This is a genomic window from Stenotrophomonas sp. P5_A8 (assembly GCF_056400545.1).
This window is the reverse complement of the sequence record NZ_JBFULB010000145.1, coordinates 1-9,683: the sequence shown is the minus strand read 5'-3', so window position 1 is coordinate 9,683 and position 9,683 is coordinate 1. Positions and strand designations below refer to the sequence as shown.

The 9,683-nt window shown below is 66.6% G+C and carries 13 protein-coding genes; 10 read left to right on the top strand and 3 right to left on the bottom strand.

What is annotated here, in order from left to right; translation table 11 throughout:
- Positions 1–28: 28 nt before the first annotated feature.
- Positions 29–892, bottom strand: a complete 864-nt coding sequence (gene ygfZ, locus AC1DQP_RS11775; RefSeq protein ID WP_478051648.1) for a CAF17-like 4Fe-4S cluster assembly/insertion protein YgfZ — start codon at positions 890–892, stop codon at positions 29–31.
- Between the two features lie 39 nt (positions 893–931).
- On the opposite strand from ygfZ, the gene AC1DQP_RS11770 reads away from it, so the two are divergent.
- The 10 genes from AC1DQP_RS11770 (at position 932) to AC1DQP_RS11725 (ending at position 8,006) form a co-directional block, all read left to right on the top strand.
- Entirely contained in the window at positions 932–1,105 is a 174-nt protein-coding gene (locus AC1DQP_RS11770) for a DUF1674 domain-containing protein (protein ID WP_256774071.1), read from the top strand.
- Between the two features lie 56 nt (positions 1,106–1,161).
- Positions 1,162–1,554, top strand: coding sequence for a succinate dehydrogenase, cytochrome b556 subunit (gene sdhC, locus AC1DQP_RS11765; protein ID WP_256774070.1), 393 nt, complete (start codon positions 1,162–1,164; stop codon positions 1,552–1,554).
- Entirely contained in the window at positions 1,551–1,937 is a 387-nt protein-coding gene (gene sdhD / locus AC1DQP_RS11760; protein ID WP_088432212.1) for a succinate dehydrogenase, hydrophobic membrane anchor protein, read from the top strand. The genes sdhC and sdhD overlap by 4 nt, the downstream gene beginning before the upstream one ends.
- A 31-nt stretch (positions 1,938–1,968) precedes the next feature.
- Positions 1,969–3,759: a succinate dehydrogenase flavoprotein subunit gene (gene sdhA, locus AC1DQP_RS11755; protein WP_478051647.1), complete on the top strand. Its 1,791-nt coding sequence runs from the start codon at positions 1,969–1,971 to the stop codon at positions 3,757–3,759.
- Positions 3,760–3,922: 163 nt separating this feature from the next.
- Positions 3,923–4,708: a succinate dehydrogenase iron-sulfur subunit gene (locus AC1DQP_RS11750; protein WP_038689041.1), complete on the top strand. Its 786-nt coding sequence runs from the start codon at positions 3,923–3,925 to the stop codon at positions 4,706–4,708.
- 126 nt (positions 4,709–4,834) lie between these two features.
- Positions 4,835–5,083, top strand: a complete 249-nt coding sequence (locus AC1DQP_RS11745; RefSeq protein ID WP_478051646.1) for an FAD assembly factor SdhE — start codon at positions 4,835–4,837, stop codon at positions 5,081–5,083.
- Positions 5,034–5,483: a hypothetical protein gene (locus AC1DQP_RS11740; RefSeq protein WP_256774067.1), complete on the top strand. Its 450-nt coding sequence runs from the start codon at positions 5,034–5,036 to the stop codon at positions 5,481–5,483. The genes AC1DQP_RS11745 and AC1DQP_RS11740 overlap by 50 nt, the downstream gene beginning before the upstream one ends.
- 23 nt (positions 5,484–5,506) lie before the next feature.
- Positions 5,507–6,748, top strand: coding sequence for a lipoprotein-releasing ABC transporter permease subunit (locus AC1DQP_RS11735; RefSeq protein ID WP_256774066.1), 1,242 nt, complete (start codon positions 5,507–5,509; stop codon positions 6,746–6,748).
- Positions 6,741–7,454, top strand: coding sequence for a lipoprotein-releasing ABC transporter ATP-binding protein LolD (gene lolD / locus AC1DQP_RS11730; RefSeq protein ID WP_478051645.1), 714 nt, complete (start codon positions 6,741–6,743; stop codon positions 7,452–7,454). Before AC1DQP_RS11735 ends, lolD begins: the two co-directional genes overlap by 8 nt.
- A gap of 87 nt (positions 7,455–7,541) precedes the next feature.
- A complete protein-coding gene (locus tag AC1DQP_RS11725; protein WP_457319174.1) occupies positions 7,542–8,006 on the top strand; it encodes a DUF6491 family protein in 465 nt (154 codons plus the stop codon).
- A gap of 153 nt (positions 8,007–8,159) precedes the next feature.
- Here the strand turns inward: AC1DQP_RS11725 and AC1DQP_RS11720 are convergent, their stop codons facing one another.
- Both AC1DQP_RS11720 and mutY read right to left on the bottom strand, forming a co-directional pair.
- Positions 8,160–8,429: an oxidative damage protection protein gene (locus tag AC1DQP_RS11720; protein WP_038689032.1), complete on the bottom strand. Its 270-nt coding sequence runs from the start codon at positions 8,427–8,429 to the stop codon at positions 8,160–8,162.
- Between the two features lie 3 nt (positions 8,430–8,432).
- Positions 8,433–9,572, bottom strand: a complete 1,140-nt coding sequence (mutY, locus tag AC1DQP_RS11715; protein WP_478051644.1) for an A/G-specific adenine glycosylase — start codon at positions 9,570–9,572, stop codon at positions 8,433–8,435.
- Positions 9,573–9,683 lie beyond the last annotated feature (111 nt).

The following is a 9,683-nucleotide window of genomic DNA, read 5'->3' as shown; positions in this document are numbered from 1 at the left end:
GTGTGGCGCATCGACCAACGGTTGATGCCTACCGCGCCAGACCCTCCAGCAACGGCAGCGGCACGGCGTCGATGCCATCCACCGACAACGGATCGCCGGGCATCTCCAGCGGCAGTACCGCTAGCGCCAGGTCGCCGGCCACGCTGGCCAGGGTGCCGATGGCGGTCCCGTTCTGCTGGACCTGCGCGCCGCTGACTGCGCCGTCGACCACGCGCAGCAACTGCAATGCGCGCTTGGCCTTGCCCAGGAAATGGGTGCGGGCCACGATTTCCTGGCCGGGATAGCAGCCCTTCTTGACGCTGTAACCGTTCAAGCGGTCCAGGCCGAGTTGCTGCGGGGTCCATTGTTCGCGTTGCGGCAGGTCCAGCCGCGGCACGCCGTAGCGCAGATCGGATTGACGCCAGGCCAGATCGAAGCCGGCAGAATCGGCGGCTTCATCGGCGTGCGCCGGGGCAATGCGCAGCGTCCGCGGCAGCGCGTAGCTGCCCACATCCAGCTCCAGCGTCTCACCATGTGCAGCGATTGCTGCGCCCGAGGCGGCGTCCGGTGCGGTAAAGCTGCCGGCCACGATCAGGTCATTGCGGACCGCGATCCTGACCTTGCGACGGAATACAAAACGCTGCAACTGCGACGCAATCGCATCGGCATCACCGTCGGCGAGCACCAGCAGCACCGTGTCCGGGTCCACGCGAATCAGCTGGAACACAGCAATGGTGCGGCCTTTGGCGCTCAGCCAGGCGCTCCATTGCCAATGCCGCTCGGGCAGGGCGGTGACGTCGCTGGAAAACTGGGCGTGGGCAAATGCCGCTGCATCGGTGCCCTCCAGACTGAGCAGCTGGTGACCGGGGAGGCGCGGAAAGCCGTTGAATTCCATGGGCAGGTTGTCAGGCACGTGAACGGGGTCTAAAATTTGTGCGTTGCGAGACCACCCATGATAGGCCAAACAACCCCCACTCCAGAATCCGACTCCGATGCCCCGCAGGTCGACGAGAAGCAGCCGCTTCCCGAGACGCCCGCGGTGCCTGTGGAGATTGGTGGCCGCGGCGGACTCGATCCGGTGCGGTATGGAGATTGGGAGAAAAACGGACGCTGCATCGATTTCTGATCAGCATTGAGCCAACGCGGCATTGCGCCGCCCAGCCGAGACAACGAGCCCAGCGAATGGCCGCCAGAGAACGTCCCCTTTCCCCGCACCTTCAGGTGTATCGCTGGCAGATCCAGATGGCCACCTCGATCCTGCATCGAGCCACCGGCATCTTTCTGTCTGTTGGAGCCCTGATCATTGCCGGCGGCCTGCTCGCCCTGATGATGGGTCCTGAATCCTGGAACTGCTTCACCGGCCATGCCGGCAGCTGGTACGGCAAGCTGTTCCTGTTCGCATGGACCTGGTCCTTCGCCTACCACCTGTGCAATGGCCTGCGCCATATCGTGCAGGACTTCGCGATCGGCTTCTCCATCCCCGCCTTCGTGCGCAGCAGCTGGATCTCGGTGTTCGCCAGCCTGGTGATCACCGCGCTGGTGTGGGCCTACGTCTTCCTGGGAGCGGCCGCATGAACAAGTACCGTACCCCGCTGAAGAACGTGCGTGGCCTGGGCGCCGCCAAGACCGGCACCGAGCACTTCGTGATGCAGCGCCTGACCGCCACCGCGCTGGTCGGCCTGACCATCTGGTTCCTGGTGTTCGTGCTGAGCCTGATCGGCGCCGATTACGTGACCGCCACCGACGCGGTGTCCAAGCCGTGGAATGCGGTGCTGCTGGTCGGCTTCCTGGTCGCGATGTTCTGGCACGCCCAGCTCGGCCTGCAGGTCGTGCTGGAAGACTACATCCACAACTCGCTGCTGGCCCTGGCGCTGCAGACCACGGTGAAGTTCATCGCCGTGCTCGGCGCGATCGTCAGTGTGTTTGCGGTCGCCCGCATTGCGCTCGGCGTTGCCTGAGTCCAGGCACCAAGACAGGAATCCAGATTAGATGTCCGCTTACAAGATTACGGAACACAAGTACGACATGGTCGTGGTCGGCGCCGGCGGTGCTGGCCTGCGCGCTACGTTCGGTCTTGCCGCCAAGGGCCTGCAGACCGTCTGCCTGACCAAGGTCTTCCCGACCCGTTCCCACACCGTGGCCGCGCAGGGTGGCATCTCCGCCGCGCTGGGCAACATGGGTGAGGACGACTGGCGCTACCACTTCTTCGACACCATCAAGGGCTCGGATTGGCTGGGTGACCAGGACGCGATCGAGTACATGTGCCGCGAAGCGATTCCGGCCATCATCGAACTGGAGCACTACGGCGTGCCGTTCAGCCGTACCGAAGAGGGCAAGATCTACCAGCGCCCGTTCGGCGGCATGACCACCAAGTACGGCGAAGGCCCGTCCGCGCAGCGTACCTGCGCCGCCGCCGACCGTACCGGCCACGCCATGCTGCACACGCTGTACCAGCAGTCGCTGGCGCACAACGCGCGCTTCATGATCGAGTACTTCGCCCTCGACCTGATCTTCGATGACGAAGGCGTCTGCCGCGGCGTGCTCGCCCTGGACATGGCCGACGGCTCGCTGCACCTGTTCCGCGCCCACGGCGTGGTGCTGGCCACCGGCGGCTACGGCCGCGCCTACTTCAGCGCCACCTCGGCCCACACCTGCACCGGCGACGGCGGCGGTCTGGTCATGCGTGCCGGCCTGCCGATGCAGGACATGGAGTTCGTGCAGTTCCACCCGACCGGTATCTACGGCGCCGGCTGCCTGATCACCGAAGGCGTGCGCGGCGAAGGCGGCATCCTGCGCAACAGCAACGGCGAGCGCTTCATGGAGCGCTACGCACCGCACTACAAGGATCTGGCCTCGCGCGACGTGGTGTCGCGTTCGATGACCATTGAAATCCGCGAAGGCCGCGGCGTCGGCGAGCACAAGGACCACATCCTGCTCGACCTGACCCACCTCGGCCCGGGCGTGATCGACGACAAGCTGCCGGGTATCGCCGAAAGCGCGCGGATCTTCGCCGGCGTGGACGTGCACTCCCAGCCGATCCCGGTCATCCCGACCGTGCACTACAACATGGGTGGCATCCCGACCAACTACCACGGCGAAGTCGTGCGCAAGGTCGGCGACAACCCCGATGCGGTGGTGCCGGGCCTGTATGCGATCGGCGAAGCGGCCTGCGTCTCCGTGCACGGTGCCAACCGCCTGGGTTCGAACTCGCTGCTGGATCTGGTCGTGTTCGGTCGTGCGGTGGCCAACCGTTGCGCTGAGACCATCAAGTCCGGCGCGCCGCACAAGACCCTGCCGTCGGATGCGTGCGACAAGGCGCTGGGCCTGCTGGACAAGCTGCGTTACGCCAACGGCGACACCCCGACCTCGGTCATCCGCGACAACATGCAGCKCACCATGCAGAACGATGCAGCGGTGTTCCGTACCAGCAAAACGCTGGAAGAGGGCTGCGCCAAGATGTCCGAAATCTTCGACTCCTTCCAGGACGTCAAGGTGACCGACCGCTCGCTGGTGTGGAACTCGGACCTGATCGAAACCTACGAGCTGAACAACCTGCTGCTCAATGCGGTGGCAACGATCAATTCGGCCGAACAGCGCAAGGAAAGCCGTGGCGCGCATGCGCATGAGGACTTCCCGGACCGCGACGACGTCAACTGGCAGAAGCACACGCTGGTCAACGTCGACGACAACGGCAAGTGCAGCTTCGACTACCGTCCGGTGCACATGTACACGTTGAGCAAGGACGTGGACGTGGTGCCGCCCAAGCCGCGCGTTTACTAAGAGACCTGCGGCATGACCTCCGTCCACGCAGCGCTCGCGACCACCGCCACCCACCCGGGTGGGGTGGTACGTGCGCCGCTGGCCGGCGGTGTCGACTTCCTCATCTTCCGTGCAACCCGCGCCTGCTTCGCAGCGCGAGCCGCCTGAGCCAACGAGAACAGCCATGGCCGAGTTTTCCCTCCCCAAGAATTCCAAGATCGGAAAGGGCAAGCACTTCCCCGCCAAGAGCGGTGCGAAGAACACGCGCACTTTCAAGATCTACCGCTGGAGTCCCGACGACGACAGCAACCCGCGTACCGACACGTACGAGATCGACCTGGACAGCTGCGGCCCGATGGTTCTGGACGCGCTGATCAAGATCAAGAACGAGGTCGATCCGACCCTGACCTTCCGTCGTTCGTGCCGCGAGGGCATCTGCGGTTCGTGCGCGATGAACATCGACGGCACCAACACGCTGGCCTGCACCCGCGCCATCGCCGACTGCGGCAAGGCCGAAGTGCCGATCTACCCGCTGCCGCACATGAGCGTGGTCAAGGATCTGGTTCCGGACCTGACCCACTTCTACGCGCAGTACGCCTCGATCAAGCCGTGGATCCGTACCCAGACCCCGCCGCCGCCGGATCGCGAGCGCCTGCAGTCGCCGGAAGACCGCAAGAAGCTCGACGGCCTGTACGAGTGCATCCTGTGCGCGTGCTGCTCGACCAGCTGCCCGAGCTACTGGTGGAACGGCGAGCGTTACCTGGGCCCGGCGATCCTGCTGCAGGCCTACCGCTGGATCGTCGACTCGCGCGATGAAGACACCGGTGCGCGCCTGGACGAGCTGGAAGACCCGTTCAAGCTGTACCGCTGCCACACCATCATGAACTGCTCGCGGACCTGCCCGAAGGGCTTGAACCCGGCGCTGGCCATTGCCGAGATCAAGAAGCTGATGATGGCGCGCCGCGCCTGATTGAGTGGTTTCAGCACCGCCCGCGCGCAGGCGCGGGCGACATCGGCGGCACCGACCGGAAGGTCTGGTGCCGCTGTCGTTTCGGGCGACCCAGCGGTCGCCGCCTTTATGGATGCATCCACGTCGATGGACGAAGCCACTGAACTGAAGAAGCTGCGCTGGCGTTGCCGCCGCRGCATGCGCGAGCTGGACCAGCTGTTCGGCCGTTACCTGGACCGTTGCTGGTTGCAGGCCCCTACCGAAGAGCGCGAGGTTTTCCTGTTCCTGCTGGAGAGCGAGGACGATAAGTTGTGGCGCTGGTTCATGGGTTACGAGGAGTGCCCGCATGCCCAGCCCGCCGCGCTCATCGCCCGGATCCGCGCCCTGCCGGCTTGAGTGGCGCCCCTCGCGCTGGCAGTGCGGGGCGCAGCTGCTGATCACCGCGCTGGCGCCTTGGGCGCTGTGCAGCAGTGACCTGCCCGCCGGGCTGCGCTGGCCCGCATCGCTGCTGGCCCTGTTGTTGGGCGGGGCCGAGGCATGGCGGTATTGGCGGACGCCGGCGCAGCGCATCGTGATTCTGCCTGGTGAAGCCTTGGCACAGGTAGACGGCAAGGCCGTCGAGGACCTGCAATTGTCCGATCGCGGGGTCCTGCTGCAACTGGCCTGGCGCCAGCAGGGGCGGCGGCGCTGGCGGCTGTTCTGGCCCGATACGCTGGCGCCGGCGTCGCGACGTGAACTGCGTCTGGCCGTCCGCGCACACTGCATTTCCCGTTCACGTCCGGCAGTGGCACCATAGCCTGAATTGTCCGGCGCACCTGCATGTTCAAACCCATCCCTGTTTCAATCGGTCTGCGCTATCTGCGCGCCAAACGCCGCAACGGTTTCATCTCCTTCATTTCGATGGCCTCCATCCTCGGTATCGCCCTTGGCGTTACCGTGCTGATCACCACGCTGGCGGTGATGAGTGGTTTCCAGAAGGAAATCCGCGACCGCCTGCTGCAGATGACCGCCCATACCACCATCACCACCGACGGCGCGCCGATGTCGGACTGGCAGCGTGCGGTGGATACGGCCAAGAAGGATCCGCGCGTAGCGGGTGCCGCGCCGTATATCGAGATCCAGGCCATGCTCAGCGGTCCGCGCGTGCAGGGTGCGATCGTGCAGGGCATCGATCCGGCGCTGGAGCCGGGTGTCTCGGTGATCAACCAGAAACTGGTCAAGGGCAGCTTCGACAGCCTTACGACCGGCAGCTACAACCTGCTGGTCGGCAAGGAGCTGGCGATCTGGCTGGGCGTGGATGTCGGCGACACCGTGCTGGTGACGCTGGCCGAAGTGCAGGGCACCCCGGTCGGGGCGATGCCGCGGCTGAAGCGCTTCACCGTCAGCGGCATCTTCGAGGCCGGCTACAACGAAATCGACAAGGGCGTGGCGTTCGCCAACATGGCCGACCTGGAGCGCGTGCTGCGCATGGACGGGGTCACCGGCGTGCGGCTGAAACTGCATGACATGGACAAGGCGCTGGACGTGGGCGTGGACCTGGCCCACACCCTGGGCGGCGGTTACCGGGTCAGCGACTGGACCCAGCAGAACGCCAACCTGTACCACTCGCTGCGCATGGAAAAGGTGGTGATGGGCATCCTGCTCTCGCTGATCATCGCCATGGGCGCGTTCAATCTGGTGTCCTCGCAGGTGATGCTGGTCACCGACAAGCAGGCCGACATCGCCATCCTGCGCACGCTGGGGCTCACCCCGGGCGGGGTGATGCAGGTGTTCATGGTGCAGGGCTCGCTGATCGGCATCATCGGCACCGTTGCCGGCGTGATCGGCGGCATCACCCTGACCTTGAACCTGGAGCGCATCCTCGGTGCGATCGAAACCCTGTTCAACGTCAAGCTGCTGCCGGAGGACGTCTACTACATCACCGGCCTGCCGACCGACATGCAGACCCCGGACATCATCGTCATCACCGTGATCGCGCTGGCCATGAGCTTCCTGGCCACGCTGTACCCCGCGTGGCGCGCCGCCCGCACCCAGCCGGCGGAGGCCCTGCGCTATGAATGAGCCGATCAACCGCGGCGATGAAGTGATCCGCGCCGAAGGGCTCGCCAAGACCTATGCCGAAGGTCGCATGCAGACCCCGGTGTTCAACGGCCTGGATCTGAGCGTAACCGCCGGTGAGACGGTGGCCATCATCGGTGCCTCCGGCGCCGGCAAGRGCACCCTGCTGCACCTGCTGGGCGGGCTGGATACGCCGACCGCCGGTGAGGTGTTCGTGGCCGGCCAGCGCATGTCCGGGCTGTCTGACGGCCAGCGTGGCCAGCTGCGCAACCGCGCGCTTGGCTTTGTGTACCAGTTCCACCACCTGCTGCCGGAATTCACCGCGCTGGAAAACGTGATGATGCCGGGGCTGCTGGGCGGCGAAGCGGTGGCGACGGCCAAGAGCCGCGCGCAGGCCCTGCTGGAATCGGTCGGGCTGGGGCATCGGCTGGAGCACAAGCCCGGCGAGCTGTCCGGCGGCGAGCGCCAGCGTGCCGCCGTGGCGCGCGCGCTGGTCAACCGGCCGGCGTGCGTGCTGGGCGACGAGCCAACCGGCAACCTGGACGACAAGACCGCCGGCACCGTGTTCGAGCTGATGCTGGAGTTGAACCGTGCGTACCACACCAGCCTGGTGCTGGTGACCCACGACCGCAGCCTGGCGCGCAAGCTCGACCGCGTGCTGGAGCTGCGCGAAGGGCGCCTGCACGCACTGGCCCACAGCCAGGTCTGAGCTGGCCGCTCAATGGCCGGCGCGACCATGGCGCCGGCCTCACGCGAGGGGTGCATCATCGGCGCATTCATCCCCGATGGAGGCGCCATGAAGACCCTGATCGCAACCGCCGCGCTGTGCCTGACCCTGGTCGGCTGCGCGACCACCGGCCGCTTGAGCGGCGATGAGCGGCTGGCCCTCTACCGTGCCCATGCCGGCCCGCCGCAGCAGGACATGCCGCTGTACGGATCGTTGTCGGGTTGGACCGAACTGGGCGACAGCGCGTTGGCAGTGTGGACGCGGCCGAGCGAAGGCTATCTGCTGGAACTGCGCGGGCCCTGCCAGGGCCTGGACTACGCGCCGGCGATCGCGCTGACCAGCAGGGTCGGGCGGGTCTCGGCACGCTTCGACAAGGTGCTGGTGCGCGACCCGACCCAGGGCCCGATGAACATGCCGTGCTTCATTGACAGCATCCGCAAGCTGGATGTGCAGGCCCTGCGTTCCTCGGAGAAGCAGCTGCGCCAGGCGCAGGTGCAGGAGCGCGAGGAAGCCCAGGCCGCGCCGGCGAAGTAACTGCGTGCCGGCCGTTCGGCCGTCGCGTAGGGCGTCTCATGATCGGTCGTTGCGTCCCGGCCACTGCCGCGCGCGCGGGCGGAGAATGCATGGCAGCGGGGTGCCGCCGGAGGAGCCGATCGCTGCCGGCTGCAGGTCGGCAGCGCGCTGGAATCACGCCTCGGGAACGAATCCGGCCGGCTTCTCGGCGTCCTTCTCGAACAGGTATTTCACCAGCTCGGTTTCCAGGAACGCGCGGTGCTTGGGATCGCGCGGCGACAGCCGGTTTTCGTTGATCAGCATGGTCTGGTGCGCCAGCCAGGCACTCCAGGCGCTCTTGCCGATGCCGTTGAAGATGCGCTGGCCCAGTTCGCCGGGGTAGGGCACGAAGTCCAGGCCTTCGGTGTCGCGTTGTTCGTACTGGCAGAAAACGGTGCGGGGCATGGCTTACTCGGAATCGGGTGAGGATGGTGCGCGTCGCATTGTACGGCGCTTGGGCGATGCGGGCGGCGCGCCGGTCTCCAGCAGCTTGCGGATCGGGGCGGGCAGGCCAAGCGTGGCCAGTGCCTGGGCATCGACCCAGCGCAGGCCGGGATCTTCCGCGCGCAGGCCCTGCACCCGGCACACCAGTACCTGCAGGTGCAGCCGGTAATGGMTGAAGGTGTGCTGCAGCACCGGCAGCGGCTCGGCATCTTCCAGCGAACCGTCGATGTGCGCGTCGAACCAGTCCTGCAACTGCATGCCGCTGTCGGCCTGCGGCAGCGTCCACAGCTGTGCCCAGATGCCGGTGTCCGGCCGCTTCTGCAGCAATACGCGGCCGCTGCCGTCGCGCAGCAGCAACGCCACCGCCTCGCGTTCGGGCAGGGTCTTGCTCGGTTTGGGCGTGGGCAGCTGGTCCGTGCGGCCTTCGCGGCGTGCCACGCAGTCGTCCTGCAGCGGGCAGATCGCGCACGCGGGCCGGCTGCGGGTGCAGATCGTCGCGCCCAGGTCCATCTGCGCCTGGGTGTAATCGGCCAGGCGCGCGTCGGGCACATGCTGTACGTGTGCTTCGGCCAATGCCCACAGCATTTTTTCCACCGCCGGCAGGCCGGGGAAACCCTCGATGCCGTGGTAGCGGGTCAGCACGCGTTTGACATTGCCGTCGAGGATCGCAAAGCGGTCGTTCCAGGCCTGGCTGAGGATCGCGCCTGCCGTGCTGCGGCCGATGCCCGGCAGCGCATGCAGCGCATCGACATCGCGCGGCAGCTCGCCGCCGTGCAGCTCGACGCAGCGCTTGGCCGCCGCATGCAGGTTGCGCGCGCGGGCGTAGTAGCCCAGCCCGGCCCACTGCRCCATCACCGCATCGTTGCTGGCGGCCGCCAGGGCGGGCAGGGTGGGGAACACCTGCAGGAATTTCAGGAAGTAGGGGATGACCGTGCTGACCTGGGTCTGCTGCAGCATGATCTCCGACAGCCACACCCGGTACGGCGAGCGTGGATGCTGCCACGGCAGATCATGCCGGCCGTGGCCGTCGAACCACGGCAGCAGGCGCGCGACGAAGGCATCGTCGGTGGGCGTGGGGGCGCTGGCGGTTGGCTGGCGTGGCAAGGGGATTCCCGGTGAGGGGGTAGAGCCACCCCATGGGTGGCTGCGCTGAATCTGGCTGCGCCGGCCGCCGCATAAGCGCGGGCCAGCCTGGTCGAGCAGCCACCCATGGGG

Bases quoted from the DNA above. Each gene is read 5' to 3' on its own strand.
- AC1DQP_RS11720 (WP_038689032.1), bottom strand. From the start codon at position 8,429: ATGCCCCGCACCGTTTTCTGCCAGTACGAACAACGCGACACCGAAGGC.
- AC1DQP_RS11735 (WP_256774066.1), top strand. From the start codon at position 5,507: ATGTTCAAACCCATCCCTGTTTCAATCGGTCTGCGCTATCTGCGCGCC.
- AC1DQP_RS11740 (WP_256774067.1), top strand. From the start codon at position 5,034: ATGCCCAGCCCGCCGCGCTCATCGCCCGGATCCGCGCCCTGCCGGCTT.
- sdhD (WP_088432212.1), top strand. From the start codon at position 1,551: ATGAACAAGTACCGTACCCCGCTGAAGAACGTGCGTGGCCTGGGCGCC.
- AC1DQP_RS11770 (WP_256774071.1), top strand. From the start codon at position 932: ATGATAGGCCAAACAACCCCCACTCCAGAATCCGACTCCGATGCCCCG.
- sdhC (WP_256774070.1), top strand. From the start codon at position 1,162: ATGGCCGCCAGAGAACGTCCCCTTTCCCCGCACCTTCAGGTGTATCGC.
- AC1DQP_RS11725 (WP_457319174.1), top strand. From the start codon at position 7,542: ATGAAGACCCTGATCGCAACCGCCGCGCTGTGCCTGACCCTGGTCGGC.
- AC1DQP_RS11750 (WP_038689041.1), top strand. From the start codon at position 3,923: ATGGCCGAGTTTTCCCTCCCCAAGAATTCCAAGATCGGAAAGGGCAAG.